Source organism: Kitasatospora sp. P5_F3 (assembly GCF_054049135.1).
The window spans coordinates 137,610-154,099 of record NZ_JBFUMY010000004.1 but is presented as its reverse complement, the minus strand read 5'-3'; the positions used below and the strand labels follow the sequence as shown (position 1 = coordinate 154,099).

Below are 16,490 nucleotides of genomic sequence, written 5' to 3'. Positions count from 1 at the left end.
TGGAGGAGACACCGGTGGCACTCCGTCTGGGCCCACGCGAATTCGGCGAGGACGAACTGGTGATCATGGCCATCGTCAACCGCACTCCCGACTCGTTCTTCGACCGCGGCGCGACCTTCGCCGACGAGGCCGCGTTCGCCGCCGCGGACCGGGCGGTGGCCGAGGGTGCGGCGATCCTGGACATCGGCGGAGTGAAGGCCGGGCCCGGCGAGGAGGTGACGGTCGAGGAGGAACTGCGCCGGACCGTCCCGTTCGTCGCCGAGCTGAGGAAGCGTCACCCCGAGGCCGTGATCAGCGTCGACACCTGGCGGCACGAGGTCGGCGAGGCGGTCTGCGAGGTCGGCGCCGACCTGCTGAACGACGCCTGGGGCGGGGTCGACCCGAAGCTGGCCGAGGTCGCGGCCCGGTACGACGTCGGGCTGGTCTGCACCCACGCGGGCGGGGCGGAGCCCCGGACCAGGCCGCACCGGGTCGGGTACGAGGACGTGATGGCCGACATCCTGCGGGTCACCGTCGGGCTGGCCGAGCGGGCCGCCGGGCTCGGGGTGCGGCGGGACGCGCTGATCATCGACCCGGGGCACGACTTCGGCAAGAACACCCGGCACTCGCTGGAGGCCACCCGCCGCCTGCCGGAGATGACCGCGACCGGCTTCCCGGTGCTGGTCTCGCTCTCCAACAAGGACTTCGTCGGCGAGACCCTGGACCGCCCGGTCGACGAACGCCTGCTCGGCACCCTGGCCACCACCGCGGTCTCGGCCTGGCTCGGCGCCCGGATCTACCGAGCCCACCAGGTGGCCGAGACCCGCCAGGTCCTCGACATGGTCGCCGCCATCCAGGGCACCCGCCCCCCGGCCGTCGCCCGCCGCGGCCTCGCCTGACGCTCAGCCGGAGCCGACCAGGGGCTCGGGGAACTGCGACGCCGGCCCCGTGCAAGGTGATCCGTGCGTAGGTGGTCAGGCACTTTCGTCCGTGACCCCGGCGCCAGATCTCCTCGCAGTTCCCCGAGCCCCTGACCGTAGACGGCTGAGCATCTGCCAAGGGCCTCAGATCTCGTCCGCCGGCCGCCGGTTCTCCGCGATGATCTTGAGGACCTCGTCGATCTCGTCCACCACCTGGAAGAGCTCCAGGTCGTGCGCGCTCGCCTTGCCCTGCGCCACCAACGTGTCCCGCAGCCAGTCGACCAGCCCGCCCCAGTACGCCGAGCCGAACAGGATCACCGGGAACCGGGTGACCTTCTTCGTCTGCACCAGGGTGAGCGCCTCGAAGAGCTCGTCCAGCGTGCCGAGGCCGCCGGGCAGCACCACGAACCCCTGCGCGTACTTCACGAACATCGTCTTCCGGACGAAGAAGTACCGGAAGTTCAGCCCGAGGTCGACGAACTCGTTCAGCCCCTGCTCGAAGGGCAGCTCGATGCCGAGCCCGACCGAGAGGCCGCCGGCCTCGGACGCGCCTCGGTTGGCCGCCTCCATGGCGCCGGGCCCGCCGCCGGTGATCACCGCGTAGCCCGCGTCCACCAGGGCCCGGCCGATGGCCACCCCGGCCGCGTACTCGGGGGAGTCGACTGCGGTCCGGGCCGAGCCGAACACGCTGATCGCGGGCGGGAGTTCGGCCAGCGCGCCGAAACCTTCGACGAACTCGGAGGTGATCCGCCAGACCCGCCAGGGGTCGGTGTGCAGCCAGTCGGTCGGGCCCGTGGTGTCCAGCAGCCGCTGGTCGGTGGTGCTGGTGCCGACCTGGTCGCGGCGGAGCAGGACCGGGCCCTTCCGCTTCTCCGGAACGTTCTTCCGCTCGGGGTCCTGGCCCTGGTCAGGGCTGTCCCCGTAGTGCTTTTCGTCTCCAGTGCCTGTCATGACGAAACCCTACGCCCGTTGTTCCCCGTTTTCGGGGAACAACGGAAGGTACGCCGGGTGACGGTCAGTTGGCCGTCAGCCAGGCCCTCAGCCGGTCCTCGACCTCGGCGATGGCGGTGAGCGAGCAGTGCTCCTCGCGCTTGTGCGCCAGATTCGGGTCGCCGGGGCCGTAGTTGACCGCCGGGACGCCGAGAGCGCTGAACCGGGCCACGTCGGTCCAGCCGAACTTGGCCCTGGCCTGGCCGCCGACCGCCGCCAGGAAGGCCCGGGCGGCGGGCTGGTCGAGACCGGGCAGCGCGCCGGGGGCGGAGTCGGCGACCACCACGTCGAAGCCCGCCAGTACCTCCCGGACGTGCGCTTCGGCCTGCTCCTCCGAACGGTCCGGCGCGTAGCGGAAGTTGACGTGCACCACGCACTCGTCCGGGATCACGTTGGCGGCCACCCCGCCACTGATCAGGTTGGCGTTCAGGCCCTCGCGGTACTCCAGGCCGTCGATCTCGACGGAGCGCGGCTGGTACTCGGAGAGCCGCCGCAGCACCTCGCCGGCCTTGTGGATGGCGTTGTCGCCGAGCCAGCTGCGGGCCGAGTGGGCCCGGGTGCCGGTCAGCTTCACGTCCACCCGCAGGGTGCCCTGGCAACCGCCCTCGACCATCGCGCCACTGGGCTCCAGCAGGACCGCGAAGTCGGCCGCCAGCCAGTCGGGGTGACGGGCCACCAGGTGGCCGAGGCCGTTCCGGGACGCCTCGATCTCCTCGCAGTCGTAGAACACGAAGGTGAGGTCGCGGTTCGGGTCGGGCAGAGTGGCGGCCAGCCGGAGCTGCACGGCGACGCCGGACTTCATGTCGGAGGTGCCGCAGCCGTAGAGCAGGTCGCCCTCGACGTGCGAGGGCACGTTGTCGGCGATCGGCACGGTGTCCAGGTGCCCGGCCAGCAGCACCCGCTCGGCCCGGCCCAGGTTCGTCCGGGCCACCACGTTGTTGCCGAACCGGTCGACGGTCAGGTGCGGGTACGCCCGGAGCGCCGCCTCCACCGCATCGGCGAGCGGCCCCTCGCTCCCGCTCACGGAGGGGAAGTCGACCAGCCTGGCGGTCAGCGTGCCGCCGTCGAGGCCGAGGTCGAGGCTCTGGTGCAGGGAGATGTCAGGGCTGGTCATGGCGGCCAGCGTAGTATCCGCCGCTGCAACCACCGCCACCGCACAGCCGTCCGAGTGGGTACGGTGTCCGGGCGGGAACGCGAAGCGAGAGGGGTAGTGGTGACCGAGACTGCGGCAGAGGAGACGACGGGCCGTCGGCGCCGGCCGGTGGGCCGGGTGCTGATCGGGCTCACCGCGCTCGCGGTGCTCGCGGGCACCGTGCTCTTCCTCAACCGGGACAAGCTGATGCCGCCTCCCGAAGGCTGCACGGTGGCCACCGGAACGGGCAAGGGCGACCTCGAACTCGCCCAGGCCGCCAACGCGGCCACCATCGCCGCCGTGGCGCTCTCCCGCGGCCTGCCCGAGCGGGCCGTCACCATCGCACTGGCCACCGCGATGCAGGAGTCGAAGATCCACAACCTGGACGGCGGCGACCGCGACTCGATCGGCCTGTTCCAGCAGCGCCCGTCGCAGGGCTGGGGCACCGTCGAGCAGATCAAGGACCCGGTGTACGCCACCAACAAGTTCCTGGACGGCCTGGTCAAGGTGAACGGCTACGCCCGGCTGCCGCTCACCGACGCGGCCCAGGAGGTGCAGCGCAGCGGCTTTCCGCAGGCGTACGCCAAGCACGAGACCAACGCGACCCTGCTCGCCTCGGCCCTGACCGGCCGGGAGCCCGCCGCGCTGAACTGCGTGGTGCACGACCTGGCGGCCACCACCGCGGCGGCCAACGAGGTGCAGCAGCAGCCGAGTCTGGCCGACCGGGCCCGCCGCGAGTTCGGCAAGCTGGTCACCACCACGCCGGTCCCGCCGGCCGGCAAGGAGACCCGGACGGTGCTGGCGATGACCCCGCAGACCGGTGCCGCGCAGCGGCAGACCGGCTGGGCGCTGGCCCAGTGGGCGGTGGCCCAGGCCGGAGACCTGGGGATCGGTCAGGTGTCCTACGACGGCAAGGTCTGGAAGGTCGACAAGCCCGTCGACGGCTGGCAGTCGAAGGGGGCCGAGGGCGTCGGCGCGGACCGGGTGCTGGTCACCCTGGGTGCCCCGAAAGCCGGTTGACGCACTGGTGAGCTACCACCGGCCGACCGGGTGATTCCGGTCAATCCCGGTGGACGGTACCGGGCAGCCTGGCGGCCTGACCGGCCGACTCCGTACTTTCCTTGTGCGCCAAGAGGTGTGACGTTTCGCCACCCCGGTGCAAGCTGGACGAAATGTCCTGAATATCCCAAAGAGGATCGTCCGATCTTTGCCGACGCTTGACCTTCGGGTGGCGAAACCTTCTGGCGGCTCCAGCGGTAATAACGTCGTCCGCCCGACGGACACCCCTGGCCCGAGCACGTGCACAGCCGGGGGGACCTCACCTCTTAGGAGCACCATGTCTCTCCCCCTCACGCGCCGGATCGCCCAGGCCGCGCTGCTCGTTGCCGCCGTCGCGACCCCGATGGCCGCAGCAGGCGCAGCGTCCGCCGCCGACCTGGTGCCGCCGACCGACCTGGGGGCCGGGCTGAGCCAGCTCGACAACCCGAACGCGACGCTCCAGGGGGCCACCCACGACGCCGGCCACGCCGCCGCCGACACCACCGCGGCCACCGTGCAGACCGGCGTCCCGGCCACCGCGGACGTCGCGGGCAAGGCCGTCGCGGGCGCTCTGCCGGACGCCGACCAGACCCTCGGCAAGGTGGCCGCCCCGGCCGCCAAGACCACCGAGACCGCGGGCGTCCTGGCCGCCGTCGCGGGCAAGGCCGCCCCCGCCCTGGTCGACCGGCTCGCCCCCGCCGTCACCGACAAGGTGCCGCACCTGCCGGGCTCCCCGGCGGCCGGCACCCGCAGCGCTGCCATGCCCGGCCTGCCGCTCGGCCAGCTCACCTCGGGCTCGCTCACCGGCCTCGCCTCCAGCGCCCTGCCGACCGGCGGCATGCCGGACACCCACCAGATCACCGGCGCCCTCCCGGCCGGCCTGGGCAACGCCCTGCCCGACACCGGCAAGCTCCCGATCGACACCCAGGACCCGACCGACGGCAGCAACCGCCTCGGCGGCGCGGGCAACCCGCTCGGCTCGGTGACCGGCCTGCTCGGCGGCGGCCTCCCGCTCGGTGGCCTGCCGATCGGCGGCTGACCCTCCATCAGCGAGGGGCCCCTACCGACTTCGGTAGGGGCCCCTCACTTTTTGCAGATGCTCCAGTTCTACGGCCCAGGGGCTCGGGGAACTGCGAGGAGATCTGGCGCCGGGGTCACAGGCGAAAGTGCCCGACCACCTACGCGACGATCACCTTTTCCGAGGTCGGCGTCGCAGTTCCCCGAGCCCCTGTCTTCCGAAGCGTGTGCCTAGTGCTTGAGGCGGGCCACGGCGGATGCGACGCGTTCGTCGGTGGCGGTGAAGGCCACCCGGACGAAGCGGTCACCCGCAGGGCCGTAGAAGTCCCCGGGCGCCACCAGGATGCCCAGTTCGGCCAGTTCCGCCACGGTGTCCCAGCACGGCCGGTCCTGGGTCACCCACAGGTACAGGCTGGCCTCGGAGTGCTCGACCCGGAAGCCGTACGCCTCCAGCGCCGCCCGCAGCGCCGACCGGCGAGCCGCGTACCGCTCGCGCTGCTCGGCCACGTGCGCGTCGTCGGCCAGCGCCGCGACGGTCGCGGCCTGCACCGGGGCCGGCACGATCATCCCGCCGTGCTTGCGGATCTCCAGCAACTCCCGGACCACCACCGGGTCTCCGGCCACGAAGGAGGCGCGGTAGCCGGCCAGGTTGGACCGCTTGGAGAGCGAGTGCACCACGAGCAGGCCCTCGTGGTCGCCGCCGCAGACGTCCTGGTTCAGCACCGAGACCGGGTCGGCCTCCCAGCCGAGCTCCAGGTAGCACTCGTCGCTGACCAGCAGCACCCGGTGCTCCCGGGCCCAGGCCACGGCGTGCCGGAGCTGGTCCGCCGTCAGCACCCGACCGGTCGGGTTGGACGGCGAGTTGAGCCAGAGCAGCCGGACCCGGGCAGGGTCGAGCTCGTCCACCGAGTCGTACGCGACCGGCTCGGCCCCGCACAGCCGGGCGCCCACCTCGTAGGTCGGGTAGGCCAGCGTCGGGTAGGCCACCTGGTCGCCGGGGCCGAGCCCCAACTGGCCGGGCAGCCAGGCCACCAGCTCCTTGGAGCCGATGGTCGGCAGGATCGCGTCCGGACCGATCTCGGCCCCGAGCCGGCGGCGCAGCCAGCCGGCGATCGCCTCGCGGAGCTCCACCGGGCCCCAGACCGTCGGATAGCCGGGCGTGTCGGTGGAAGCCGCCAGCGCCTTCTGGATCACGTCGGGGACCGGGTCGACCGGGGTGCCGACGGAGAAGTCGCAGAGTCCGTCCGGGTGCGCCGAGGCCGTCCGCTTGTACGGCTCCAGCTTGTCCCAGGGGAACGTGGGCAACAGGTCTGAGACGCGGCGCGCCGCCCCCGGGTGACCCGGAAGCGGCGCGTGCGTGGTGTCTTCGGTGCTCACTGCTCAGTGGCCGCTGTCGGCGTTCTGCGGCGGGAGGGCCGCGATGAACGGGTGGTCCGAGTCGATCAGGCCGAGCTTCGAGGCGCCGCCCGGGGAGCCCAGGTCGTCGAAGAACTCCACATTGGCCTTGTAGTAGTCCTTCCACTCCTCCGGGGTGTCGTCCTCGTAGAAGATCGCCTCGACCGGGCAGACCGGCTCGCAGGCGCCGCAGTCGACACACTCGTCCGGGTGGATGTAGAGCGAACGCTGACCCTCGTAGATGCAGTCAACAGGGCACTCTTCGATACACGCCTTGTCCTTGACGTCGACACAAGGCTGCGCGATGACGTAGGTCACGCTGTCGTTCCTCCTCGGTTGGGCGTGGCAGCCCAAACTAATTGCTTGCGTGCGCGGATACGCGCGGCGTCGTCGATGCCCGCCCCTAGTATCGCGGGTCAGAGACCGCAAATGCACAGGAGGTGCCCTTGATGATGGATGGAACCGTCGCCGGAGGCCGTCCCGAGGTCCGGCTCAACCGCTCTGACGTGGGGCGACGGGTCTCCGTACGGCGTATTTCGGAGCTCGTGAACGACCGTCCGGTGTTCCGCGATGTGATCGGCGTGCTCGCCCGTTGGGACGATCACGGCCTCACCGTCGTGCCCAGGACCGGCCCTGAGGTCTCCTTTCCGGAGAAGCTGCTGGTGGCAGGCAAGCCGGTGCCACTGTTCCCGGCCCGCCGCGCCCCACTGCCCGTCAGTTCCCCGGTCGAGCTCCAGCGGATCGCTGCCCGGGGCTGGCCCGCGGTCGAGCAGGAGCCGCTCGGCGAGTGGACCCTGCGTGCCTCCGCCGGTTTCACCCGGCGGGCCAACTCGGTCCAGACGCTCGGCGATCCGGGCCTGCCGCTGCCCGAGGCACTGCGCGCGGTCCAGGACTGGTACGCCGCGCGCGGCCTGCCCGCCTTCTTCGAGGTGACCACTCCGGGCTCACCGCCCGAGCTGGCCGCCGAACTCGCCCGGCTCGGTGCCGAGGAGGCGCCGACCACGGTCCGCACCGCACCGCTGGCCGGGCTGGTGAAGCTCGGCTCGGGGCACGACCGGGTGCGGCTCTCCCGGACCGCCGACGCCGACTGGCTCTCCCGGTACCGCCGGGTCACCGGCGACCCCGAGGTCGAACTGGCCGCCCGCCAGGTGCTGCACGGCGGGCCCTCGGTCTGGTTCGGCACCGTGCCCGGCCTGCCGGGACAGCCGCCGATCGCGATCGGACGGTGCGTCATCGACGGCCCCTGGGCCTGCTTCGGCGCGATCGAGGTGGACCCGCACGCCCGCCGGACCGGGCTGGCCTCCACCATGATGGCCGTGCTGGCGGCCCGCGCCGCCGAGGAGGGCGCCACCGGCGCCTACCTCCAGGTCGAGGTGACGAATACCGGCGCAATCGCGCTCTACGATCGACTGGGCTTCACCACCAGTCACACTTACCACTACGCCGGCCTGCCCCGGCGGTAGCGTCACCGGAGAGTGTGGACTGTGACCGAGCAGAGCCGTACACGTTTCCGCACCGAGGCCAGGGCCGACCACCCCGACCCGGTGCTGCTCTGTGTGCTCGCCGCCGCCGAGCACACGCTGGCCGAGCCGCCCCCCGACGGCTCCGAACCGCCCACCCTGGACGAGCTGGTGGCGGCCTGTCAGGCCGCCCTCGACCGGCACGCCACCGCCGTCCGGCTGGCCGTACGCGAGCGGGCGCCGGCCGGGGCCGACGAGGTCGCCGCGCTGCTGGCGGCCGTGCTCGGCGGCCGGGAACGGTTCCACGGGCGGCCGGCCGACTACGGGCGGCTGGAGTCCTCGCTGCTGCCGGACGTGTTGCGGCGGCGGCGCGGCCTGCCGATCATGCTCTCGCTGGTCTGGCAGACCGTGGCCCGCCGGGCCGGGCTGACCGCCCACGGCGTGGCGCTGCCCGGCCACTTCATCGTCGCGGTGGGAGACCCGGCCGGCGGCGAGGAGTACGTCCTGGCGGACCCGTACCACGGCGGTCGGCTGCTCGACCTGCCCGACGTGGCCCGGCTGGCCACCGCCGCCGGGCACCACTTCTCCCCCGAAATGCTCAGCCCGGCACAGCCGTTGGACGTGGTCCTGCGGATCCTCGGCAACATCCGCAGCTGGGCCGCCGACCGCCCCGAACACGCCCGCACCCAGCTCTGGGCCACCGAACTCTCCCTGCTGCTCCCCCGCCACCCCGCCCAGCTCCGCCTGGAACGCGCCCAACTCCTGGTCCGCACCGGAGACTTCATCGCAGGCGCGGCCGAGATGGACGCCTACGCGGAGATCCTCGACGCCTTCGACCCCGACGGCGCCACCCGCACCCGCCACGAAGCCCGCGCCGCAAGGCACCGTCTCAACTGAGCTCAGCCCGCTACGGAGTCAGGGGCTCGGGGAACTGCGACGCCGACCTCGAAACAGGTGATCCGCACGTAAACGGTCAGGCACTTTCGCTTTCCCTAGAGCCACCCCTTCTCCCGCGCGACCCGCACCGCCTCGGCCCGGTTCCGCGCCGAGGTCTTCTGGATCGCCATCGAGAGGTAGTTCCGCACCGTCCCCTCCGACAGGTGCAGCCGCGCCGCGATCTCCGCGTTCACCGCCCCGTCCGCCGCCGCCCCGAGCACGTCCCGCTCCCTCGCCGTCAGCGGGTTGGCGCCCTCGGCCAGTGCGGCTGCGGCCAGCGTCGGGTCGATCACCCGCTCACCCCGGAGCACCCGCCGGACCGCCTCCGCGAGCTCCGCTGCGGGGGCGTCCTTCACCAGGAAGGCGTCCGCCCCGGCCTCCATCGCCCGGCGCAGGTAGCCGGGTCGTCCGAAGGTGGTGGCGATCACCACCCGGGTCCCGGGGGCGGCCCGGCGGAGCTCCGCCGCCGCCTCGATGCCGGTCATCCCGGGCATCTCGATGTCCAGTACGGCGACCTGGACCTGATGGTCCAGCACCGCGGCCACCACCTCGTCGCCACGCGCCACTTGGGCGACCACCTCGATATCGCCCTCGAGCGAGAGCAGCGCGGCCAGCGCCTCCCGCACCATTCCCTGGTCCTCGGCCAGCAGCACCCTGATCATTCGGGCACACTATCGGCCACCGCCCGGACCGGGACCAGGGCCCGCAAGCGGAATCCCCTCCCCCGCACCCCGGTGCCGGTCTCGAGGCGGCCGCCGACCAGGGCGAGCCGCTCCTGCAGGCCCGAAAGTCCGTTCCCCGCCGCCGACTTGCCCGGCCCGCGGCCGTTGTCGCTGACCTCCAGGACGGCGAACCGGCTGCCGTCCTCCTCCCAGGTGCGGTCGAGTCCGATGCCGCACCTGGTGGCGCCCTGGCCGTGCCGGACCACGTTGGTGACCGCCTCCCGGAGCGCCCAGGCCAGCACGGCGGCCTCCGGGGCCTCCAGGCCGGGCTGCGGGTCGGCGATCGCCGGGTCGGCCTCGACGGTGATCTGAGCCGCTGTCAGGGCGCTGCGGGCGGCGGCCAGTTCGACCGCCAGGGTCGGGCGCCGGAAGCCGCCGATCGCCTCCCGGACGTCGGTCAGGGCCTGCCGGGCGACCTGTTCGATGTCGTCCACCTGGGCCCGGCCCGCCTCGCCCTTCTCCTGGTCGAGCAGCCGGCCGGCCAACTGGGCCTTGATGGTGATCAGCGAGAGCGAGTGGCCGAGCAGGTCGTGCAGGTCGCGGGCGAGTCGCAGCCGCTCCTCCGAGGCCGCCAGGTGGGCCACCGTGGCCCGGGCCTCGCGGAGTTCGCGCATGGTGCTGATCAGCCGCTGCAGGCCGTTCATGGCCAGCCCGCTGAGGAAGCAGGGCAGCACGATCGCCGCCATGGTGTCCCGCTCGGTGTGGATCAGCAGGGCGATCAGGACCGCGATCGCGGTGATCCCGGCCACCCCGATCAGACCGAGTCTGGGTGGCAGCACCGCTCCGACGCAGACCGAGGTGTAGGTGAAGAGGACCAGCCAGGGCACCCCGAAGGAGAGCGAGGTGACCAGGGCGATCAGCAGCATCACCGCCGCCACCGCCAGCCCGCCGTGCCAGTGCGGGGAGGCCATCGAGCGGACCGCCACCATGCCCAGGTAGGCGGCCAGGAAGAGGGTCAGCGCGATCCAGCCGGCGATCTTGCCCGCCAGGGTGTGCTCGTCGCCGAGCAGGTCCTCCACGGGGTAGTAGAGGTAGACCATCCAGAGCAGCATCCAGGCGAGTTTGACCACCAGTTGGCGGACGTTCTCGACCCGGGCGCCGGGCACCACGGCGAACGACTCGGCGACACCGCCCGCCCCCGTCCCGGTGGGACGGAAGCGGGCGGGGAGGAACTTCGACATGCCGGCCATCATGCCTGCTTGGTGTCCTTGCGGTAGAGGAAGGCCGCCCCTGCGACGAAGACCACCAGGAAACCGAGCAGACCGGCCACCGCGCCGAGGTCCAGCGACTTGCCCGGCTGCACGAAGGTGGCCAACTGGTTGTACAGGTACACCGGGTTGAACTGCGCCACCGCCTTGAGCGAGTCCCCGACCGGGAACCAGGTGCCGCCGAGCAGCGCCATCAGCATGTAGACGATCATCACGATCGGCTGCACCGCGTCGGGCTGGGCCGCGTAGCCCAGCGCCACCCCGAGCGCCGCGAAGACGAAACTGCCGAGCCAGAGCGCCAGGGCGAGGCCGAGCCACTCGGTGGCCGAGAGCGAGACGCCCTCGAACGCGCCGATCACGAAGACCACCACGATCGCGGGCAGCGTGGTGACCGCACAGGAGGCGATCTTGGCGATGGTGTACGCCCGTCCGGGCAGTGCGGTCAGCCTCAACTGCCGGACCCAGCCGCTCTTCCGCTCCAGCGAGATCCGCTGCGCGCTGCCGGTGAGCACCGCGCCGACCGCACCGAAGGTGGCCATCGAGACCATGAAGTACGTCTTCACCGACACCCCGCCGGCCACCGTGTCGGAGCTGCCGTAGGCGTTGATGAAGAAGACGTAGAGCAGCGCCGGGTAGAGCACCGTGAACATCAGGTAGCGCTTGTTCCGGAGGGTCCGCAGGATCTCGAGCTGCACCAGGGTCTTCATCGCGCGTTCTCCTCGTCGGCCTCGCCGGTGATGGTCAGGAAGGCCTGCTCCAGGCCCAGGCTGGTGACTTCCAGGGCCCGGGGGTAGAGCCCGGCCCGGTACAGGCCGGCCACCCCGGCGTCGGCGTCGGTGCTGCGGATCCGGACGCTGCGTACGCCGTCCGGACGGGTCGTCAGATCCAGCCCCACGGTGCCCGGCAGGGCGCGCAGCACGCTCTCCTCGGCGGCCCCGTCGGCGGGGTGCAGCTCGAAGGAGATCCGGCGGGCGCCGGCCTTGGCCTTGATCTCGGCCGAGGTGCCGTCGGCGATCAGCCGGCCCCGGTGCAGCACCAGCACCCGGTCGGCGATCGAGTCCGCCTCCTCCAGGTAGTGGGTGGCGAACAGCACCGTGCGGCCCGCGTCCGCCTCGGCCCGCATCGCGGCCCAGAACTGCCGGCGGACCGAGACGTCCATACCGGTGGTCGGCTCGTCCAGCACGATCAGGTCGTTCGCCCCGGCGATCGCCAGGGCGAACCTGACCCGCTGCTCCTGCCCGCCGGAGAGCTTGTCGACCTTGCGCTCGGCCAGCTCGGTGATCCCGGCCTGCTCCATCACCTTCGCCGGGCTGTGGCCCCGGGGGTGCACGTCGCAGGCGAACCTGACCAGTTCGCGGACCTTGACCTCGCCCAGCAGGCCACCGCTCTGCAGCATCGCGCCGACCCGGCCGGCCTCGATCGCGGCCCGCGGGCTGCCACCGAACAGCGAGACGGTGCCCTGGTCGGGCTCCCGCAGACCGAGCAGCAGGTCCAGGCTGCTGGACTTGCCCGCCCCGTTCGGGCCGAGCAGCGCGACCGTCTCACCGGGCCGCAGCACCAGGTCGAGACCGTTCACCGCCCGGACCGCGCCGTAGCTCTTGCTCACCTGCCGGAAGGCAGCCACCTCGGTACTCATCTGTGTCCCTCTCCCCGTCGTTCTGACTCCTCAAGAATCCCGGGAAGGGGGGTTTCGCCGTCAGTGTGCACCGTCGTGTGCTCCGCATGACGGATGTCACGGGCCCCGCATGACGGGGCCCGTGACAGGGCGTCAGTTAGCCCAGCTGTTCCTTCAGGAAGGAGACCTGGAGCAGCAGCAGGTTCTCCGCCACCTGCTCCTGCGGAGTCATGTGGGTGACCCCGGAGAGCGGCAGCACGGTGTGCGGGCGCCCGGCGGCGAGCAGCGCGGAGGACAGCCGCAGGGTGTGCGCGGCCACCACGTTGTCGTCGGCCAGACCGTGCACCAGCATCAGCGGCCGCTCCAGCTTGGCGGCGTCGGCGGTCAGCGAGTTGGCGTCGTAGACCTCCGGACGCTGGTCCGGGTGGCCGAGGTAGCGCTCGGTGTAGTGGGTGTCGTAGAGCCGCCAGTCGGTGACCGGCGCACCCGAGACGGCCGCGTGGAACACGTCCGGGCGGCGCAGCACCGCGAGCGCGGCCAGGTAACCGCCGTACGACCAGCCCCGGATGGCGACCTTCTCCAGGTCCAGCGGGTACTGCCCGGCCAGCGCCCGGAGCGCGTCCACCTGGTCCTCCAGGGTGGCCCCGGCGAAGTCGAAGGCGATCGCCTTCTCCCACTCCGGGCTCCGCCCGGGGGTGCCCCGGCCGTCCGCCACGATCACCGCGAAGCCCTGGTCGGCGAACCACTGCGAGGTCAGGTGCGGGTTCTGCGACTGCACCACCCGCTGCCCGTGCGGGCCGCCGTACGGGTCCATCAGCACCGGCAGCAGCCCGTCCCGGTCCCGGTCGTAGCCGGTCGGCAGCAGGACGGCGGTCGGGATCCGGCGCTCGCCCGCGAAGACGAACTCCGGCCGGGCGGTGATCAGCGGCGTCTCGGCGTACGAGGCGACGGTGGCCAGCGGCTCGCCGTCGACCAGCACCTCGACCCGGGCCCCGGTCCAGGACGGGTCCGTGCTGACCAGCACCGTGACGTCGCCGCCCCGGACGGCGGAGACCACACCGGCCGCGCCGAGCCGGTTCAGGCCCGAGCCGTCCAGTCCGATCTCGAAGGTGCCGATCCAGCCGGGTACGGGGTCGGTCTCCTCGGTGCCGCCGCTCGCGGTGAACAGCACGGTCGAGGCGCCCACCGAGAGCACCGACCTGAGGTGCAGCCGACGGTCGGTCAGCTGCTGCTCCCCGGCCACCAGGACCCGGGCGCCGTCCTGGTCGGCGATCCGGACCAGCCGGCCGTCGGCGGCCCTGGCCGGGACACCGGAGAACAGGTCCAGCCAGACCGGGTCGCTCTCCTCCAGCACCGTGCCGGTGGCACCGGTGGCCTGGTCGACCGTCAGGTACCGCTGGCTGCGCTGGTCGCGGGCCTGCACCAGCAGGGTGAGCTCCTGCTCGGACCAGTGCACCCGGGCCAGGTACGGGAACGCCTCGCGGTCCCAGTCCAGCTCGGTGCGGGAGCCGTCCAAGCCGAGCAGCCAGAGGCCGACCTCGGCGTTGGCGGTGCCGGCCGCGGGGTAGGCCACCTCGGCGGGCACGGTGCCGGGGTTGGCCGGGTCGGCGATGAACCAGCGCTGCACGGGGGTGTCGTCCGCCCGCGCCACCAGCAGCCGGTCACCGGCCGGGGCCCACCAGTGGCCGCGGTCCCGGTCCATCTCCTCCTGGGCGATGAACTCGGCCTGGCCCCACGTCACCCCGGCCTGCTCGGGGGTGGCCAGCGCACGGTCCCCGGAGCCGTCGGCCCGGGTCACCCGCAGCTCGCCCTCGACGGTCGCGTACGCCACGTACTGCCCGTCGGGCGAGAACCGGGGGTCGACCAGCGGCCCGGCGGCGGGCAGCTCGCGGGTCGGCCCGGCCCCCGTCAGGTCGGCGACGAACAGGCGTCCCGAAAGTGCGAAGGCGGCCAGCGCACCGGAGCCGTCCAGGGTGTAGCCGACGATGCCGGCCGAGCCCTCACGGCTGCGCTCGCGGCGGGCCCGCTCGGCCGCTGACAGGCTCTCCTCGCCGCCGCCGAGCAGGGCCACCGGGTCGGCGGCGATCCGCTCCAGGCCGGTGGCCGGGTCGAGGGTCCAGAGCAGATTGGCGCGCTCCTCGCTGCTCTTGGCACGGAGGAAGACGACCCGGGACCCGTCGGGTGCGACGGCGAACGACCGGGGTGCGCCGACGGTGAAGCGCTGGGTGCGCGCGTACTGCCGGGGAAAAGTGTCGGTGGTCATGGCACAAACCCTAGATGGTGATCACTCGTTCGGAGCAGGGTTCGTCACCGGCGTCGCCGGGGGCCTCGGGCCCTCTCCCACCGGCCCGGCGGGCGGGTGACGGGCTGCTCCGAACGGGCCGGAGGACTCACGGACCGTAATGCTCCGCTCACCGATCGGGTATTGCTTGAGCCATCACGTCCCCCCGCCGCCCACCCAGGGCGGTGCACCCGAGAAAGGGTGTGAGCCTGATGGCTCTCTCCATCTCCGCAGCCCTGCTGATGCTGGTCATCGTGGTGGTACTGATCCGCCGCTCCGGACTGAAGCTGGCGCACGCGGTCATCTGTGCGTTGCTCGGCTTCTACCTGGCGTCCAGCTCGATCGCCCCCTCGATCCAGCAGGTGACCAGCAACGTGGCCGGCATGATCAACGGCATCAAGCTCTGAGTCAGCAGGCATCGGCCGGTCGGTAGGCTGCCCGGTATGACCGCTGCCTCCGACCGGCCCCGGCGCCGGCTGCTGCTGGTGCACGCCCACCCCGACGACGAGTCGATCGGCAACGGCGCGACCATGGCCAGGTACGCCGCCGAGGGTGCCGCCGTCACGCTGGTGACCTGCACGCTCGGCGAGGGCGGTGAGGTGATCCCGCCGGAGCTGGCGGAGCTGACCGCGGACCGGACCGACACCCTCGGCGAGTACCGGATCGGCGAACTGACCGCCGCGATGGGCGAGCTGGGCGTCACCGACGTCCGCTTCCTGGGCGGCCCGGGCCGCTACCGGGACTCCGGGATGATGGGCCTGCCGGAGAACGACCGCCCCGACTGCTTCTGGCAGGCCCCGCTGGACGAGGCCGCCGGGCACCTGGTGGCGGTGGTCCGCGAGCTGCGGCCGCAGGTGCTGGTCAGCTACGACGAGCAGGGCGGCTACGGGCACCCGGACCACGTGAAGGCCCATCAGGTCGCCATGCGGGCCCACGAGCTGGCCGCCGACCCGGCCTGGCGGCCTGAGCTCGGCCCGGCCTGGCGGATCGCCAAGGTGTACTGGAACCGGATGCCGCGCTCGGTGATCGAGGCCGGCCTGGCCGCGACCGCCGCCGCCGCGCCCTTCCCGGGGGTCGCCGTACCGGCCGACGTGCCGGGGGTGGTGCCCGACGAGCTGGTCACCACCGTGCTGGACGGCGCGGCGTACGCCGGGGCGAAGGCGGCCGCGATGGCGGCGCACGCCACCCAGATCACCGTGTCCGGCGAGTACTTCGCGCTGAGCAACGACCTCGGGCAGCCGCTGGTGGCCACCGAGTACTACCAGCTGGTCCGGGGCGAGCCCGGGCCCGAGCTGCCGGAGACCGACCTGTTCGCCGGTCTCGGGCTGGAGGCGCACCGATGATCCGCACCCTGCCCGCCCGGGTACTCGGCAGCCGCGAGGAACGACTGGCGGAGCGTCAGCCGTCCCGCACCGGACGGCTGGTGGCCTACCCGCTGCTGTTCGTGCTGGGCGGCCTGGTCTCGATCTGCGGCTGTTTCGTCCAGTCGCTCTGGCCGCCGGTCGGCCTGCTGCTGGCCCTGGGCGCGAGCTTCGCGGTGTTCTACGGCGGCCTGCGGGTGACCGGCACCAAGCTCGGCGCCGGGGTGCCGCTGGCCGGCTGGTTCCTGTTGCTGCTGGCCCTGATGGCCCCGCGCCCGGAGGGTGACTTCGTGCTGGCGGCCGGGTTCACCTCGTACGCCTACCTGTTCCTGGGTGCGGTCGGCGGGGTGATCTGCGCCACCCTGCCGACCAGGTCCGGCTTCGGCTACGGCACTCTGACGCGCTGACGGATCCGGCGCGGTCGCCCCACCTTTCC

The 16,490-nt window shown here is 72.5% G+C and carries 17 protein-coding genes; 8 read left to right on the top strand and 9 right to left on the bottom strand.

The genetic code is table 11. The features are described from left to right. The first annotated feature begins 65 nt into the window (after positions 1–65). Entirely contained in the window at positions 66–878 is an 813-nt protein-coding gene (folP, locus tag ACXJMZ_RS03195) for a dihydropteroate synthase (RefSeq protein WP_057227982.1), read from the top strand. A gap of 165 nt (positions 879–1,043) precedes the next feature. Here folP and ACXJMZ_RS03190 read toward each other — a convergent pair whose 3' ends face one another. After that, a complete protein-coding gene (locus tag ACXJMZ_RS03190) occupies positions 1,044–1,850 on the bottom strand; it encodes an LOG family protein (protein WP_457028424.1) in 807 nt (268 codons plus the stop codon). A gap of 64 nt (positions 1,851–1,914) precedes the next feature. Continuing rightward, positions 1,915–3,003, bottom strand: coding sequence for a succinyl-diaminopimelate desuccinylase (gene dapE, locus ACXJMZ_RS03185; RefSeq protein WP_457028423.1), 1,089 nt, complete (start codon positions 3,001–3,003; stop codon positions 1,915–1,917). 99 nt (positions 3,004–3,102) lie between these two features. On the opposite strand from dapE, the gene ACXJMZ_RS03180 reads away from it, so the two are divergent. Together ACXJMZ_RS03180 and ACXJMZ_RS03175 are read left to right on the top strand one after the other, a co-directional pair. Next, positions 3,103–4,041: a hypothetical protein gene (locus ACXJMZ_RS03180; RefSeq protein WP_457028422.1), complete on the top strand. Its 939-nt coding sequence runs from the start codon at positions 3,103–3,105 to the stop codon at positions 4,039–4,041. A gap of 316 nt (positions 4,042–4,357) precedes the next feature. Continuing rightward, positions 4,358–5,098 (top strand): hypothetical protein, encoded by a 741-nt coding sequence (locus tag ACXJMZ_RS03175; RefSeq protein ID WP_457028421.1) that lies wholly within the window; start codon positions 4,358–4,360, stop codon positions 5,096–5,098. A gap of 209 nt (positions 5,099–5,307) precedes the next feature. Here ACXJMZ_RS03175 and dapC read toward each other — a convergent pair whose 3' ends face one another. Both dapC and fdxA read right to left on the bottom strand, forming a co-directional pair. Further along, positions 5,308–6,453: a succinyldiaminopimelate transaminase gene (gene dapC, locus ACXJMZ_RS03170; RefSeq protein ID WP_457028420.1), complete on the bottom strand. Its 1,146-nt coding sequence runs from the start codon at positions 6,451–6,453 to the stop codon at positions 5,308–5,310. Between the two features lie 3 nt (positions 6,454–6,456). Beyond that, entirely contained in the window at positions 6,457–6,789 is a 333-nt protein-coding gene (gene fdxA / locus ACXJMZ_RS03165) for a ferredoxin (protein WP_057227153.1), read from the bottom strand. A gap of 134 nt (positions 6,790–6,923) precedes the next feature. Between fdxA and ACXJMZ_RS03160 the strand changes: the two genes are divergently transcribed. Together ACXJMZ_RS03160 and ACXJMZ_RS03155 are read left to right on the top strand one after the other, a co-directional pair. After that, positions 6,924–7,934: a GNAT family N-acetyltransferase gene (locus ACXJMZ_RS03160; RefSeq protein WP_457028448.1), complete on the top strand. Its 1,011-nt coding sequence runs from the start codon at positions 6,924–6,926 to the stop codon at positions 7,932–7,934. 21 nt (positions 7,935–7,955) lie between these two features. Beyond that, entirely contained in the window at positions 7,956–8,828 is an 873-nt protein-coding gene (locus ACXJMZ_RS03155) for a transglutaminase family protein (RefSeq protein WP_457028419.1), read from the top strand. A 95-nt stretch (positions 8,829–8,923) separates the two neighbouring features. On the opposite strand, the gene ACXJMZ_RS03150 is transcribed toward ACXJMZ_RS03155, so the two are convergent. The 5 genes from ACXJMZ_RS03150 to ACXJMZ_RS03130 all read right to left on the bottom strand — a co-directional run bounded on the left by ACXJMZ_RS03150 (position 8,924) and on the right by ACXJMZ_RS03130 (position 14,675). Continuing rightward, the gene (locus ACXJMZ_RS03150) at positions 8,924–9,529 is read right to left on the bottom strand and encodes a response regulator transcription factor (RefSeq protein ID WP_057227157.1); all 606 of its coding nucleotides are present in this window, start codon (positions 9,527–9,529) and stop codon (positions 8,924–8,926) included. Continuing rightward, positions 9,526–10,770, bottom strand: a complete 1,245-nt coding sequence (locus tag ACXJMZ_RS03145; RefSeq protein ID WP_457028418.1) for a histidine kinase — start codon at positions 10,768–10,770, stop codon at positions 9,526–9,528. The genes ACXJMZ_RS03150 and ACXJMZ_RS03145 overlap by 4 nt, the downstream gene beginning before the upstream one ends. 8 nt (positions 10,771–10,778) lie before the next feature. Continuing rightward, the gene (locus tag ACXJMZ_RS03140) at positions 10,779–11,504 is read right to left on the bottom strand and encodes an ABC transporter permease (protein WP_457028417.1); all 726 of its coding nucleotides are present in this window, start codon (positions 11,502–11,504) and stop codon (positions 10,779–10,781) included. Beyond that, positions 11,501–12,433 (bottom strand): ABC transporter ATP-binding protein, encoded by a 933-nt coding sequence (locus ACXJMZ_RS03135; protein ID WP_457028416.1) that lies wholly within the window; start codon positions 12,431–12,433, stop codon positions 11,501–11,503. Before ACXJMZ_RS03135 ends, ACXJMZ_RS03140 begins: the two co-directional genes overlap by 4 nt. Positions 12,434–12,569: 136 nt before the next feature. Further along, the gene (locus tag ACXJMZ_RS03130) at positions 12,570–14,675 is read right to left on the bottom strand and encodes an alpha/beta fold hydrolase (protein ID WP_457028415.1); all 2,106 of its coding nucleotides are present in this window, start codon (positions 14,673–14,675) and stop codon (positions 12,570–12,572) included. A 230-nt stretch (positions 14,676–14,905) separates the two neighbouring features. Between ACXJMZ_RS03130 and ACXJMZ_RS03125 the strand changes: the two genes are divergently transcribed. The 3 genes from ACXJMZ_RS03125 to ACXJMZ_RS03115 are packed head-to-tail and all read left to right on the top strand — an operon-like array spanning position 14,906 to position 16,461. Continuing rightward, a complete protein-coding gene (locus ACXJMZ_RS03125) occupies positions 14,906–15,100 on the top strand; it encodes a DUF2304 domain-containing protein (RefSeq protein WP_457028414.1) in 195 nt (64 codons plus the stop codon). Positions 15,101–15,136: 36 nt separating this feature from the next. Beyond that, on the top strand, positions 15,137–16,036 hold the full coding sequence (gene mshB, locus ACXJMZ_RS03120; protein WP_457028413.1) for an N-acetyl-1-D-myo-inositol-2-amino-2-deoxy-alpha-D-glucopyranoside deacetylase: 900 nt from the start codon (positions 15,137–15,139) through the stop codon (positions 16,034–16,036). Continuing rightward, the gene (locus tag ACXJMZ_RS03115) at positions 16,033–16,461 is read left to right on the top strand and encodes a DUF6113 family protein (protein ID WP_457028412.1); all 429 of its coding nucleotides are present in this window, start codon (positions 16,033–16,035) and stop codon (positions 16,459–16,461) included. The genes mshB and ACXJMZ_RS03115 overlap by 4 nt, the downstream gene beginning before the upstream one ends. Positions 16,462–16,490 lie beyond the last annotated feature (29 nt).

What these genes read in the sequence shown, in the direction of transcription:
- ACXJMZ_RS03145 (WP_457028418.1), bottom strand. Translation starts at nt 10,770, where the DNA reads ATGTCGAAGTTCCTCCCCGCCCGCTTCCGTCCCACCGGGACGGGGGCG.
- ACXJMZ_RS03115 (WP_457028412.1), top strand. Translation starts at nt 16,033, where the DNA reads ATGATCCGCACCCTGCCCGCCCGGGTACTCGGCAGCCGCGAGGAACGA.
- ACXJMZ_RS03190 (WP_457028424.1), bottom strand. Translation starts at nt 1,850, where the DNA reads ATGACAGGCACTGGAGACGAAAAGCACTACGGGGACAGCCCTGACCAG.
- folP (WP_057227982.1), top strand. Translation starts at nt 66, where the DNA reads ATGGCCATCGTCAACCGCACTCCCGACTCGTTCTTCGACCGCGGCGCG.
- dapE (WP_457028423.1), bottom strand. Translation starts at nt 3,003, where the DNA reads ATGACCAGCCCTGACATCTCCCTGCACCAGAGCCTCGACCTCGGCCTC.
- ACXJMZ_RS03140 (WP_457028417.1), bottom strand. Translation starts at nt 11,504, where the DNA reads ATGAAGACCCTGGTGCAGCTCGAGATCCTGCGGACCCTCCGGAACAAG.
- ACXJMZ_RS03150 (WP_057227157.1), bottom strand. Translation starts at nt 9,529, where the DNA reads ATGATCAGGGTGCTGCTGGCCGAGGACCAGGGAATGGTGCGGGAGGCG.
- ACXJMZ_RS03160 (WP_457028448.1), top strand. Translation starts at nt 6,924, where the DNA reads ATGGATGGAACCGTCGCCGGAGGCCGTCCCGAGGTCCGGCTCAACCGC.
- ACXJMZ_RS03130 (WP_457028415.1), bottom strand. Translation starts at nt 14,675, where the DNA reads ATGACCACCGACACTTTTCCCCGGCAGTACGCGCGCACCCAGCGCTTC.
- mshB (WP_457028413.1), top strand. Translation starts at nt 15,137, where the DNA reads ATGACCGCTGCCTCCGACCGGCCCCGGCGCCGGCTGCTGCTGGTGCAC.
- ACXJMZ_RS03175 (WP_457028421.1), top strand. Translation starts at nt 4,358, where the DNA reads ATGTCTCTCCCCCTCACGCGCCGGATCGCCCAGGCCGCGCTGCTCGTT.
- ACXJMZ_RS03135 (WP_457028416.1), bottom strand. Translation starts at nt 12,433, where the DNA reads ATGAGTACCGAGGTGGCTGCCTTCCGGCAGGTGAGCAAGAGCTACGGC.
- ACXJMZ_RS03125 (WP_457028414.1), top strand. Translation starts at nt 14,906, where the DNA reads ATGGCTCTCTCCATCTCCGCAGCCCTGCTGATGCTGGTCATCGTGGTG.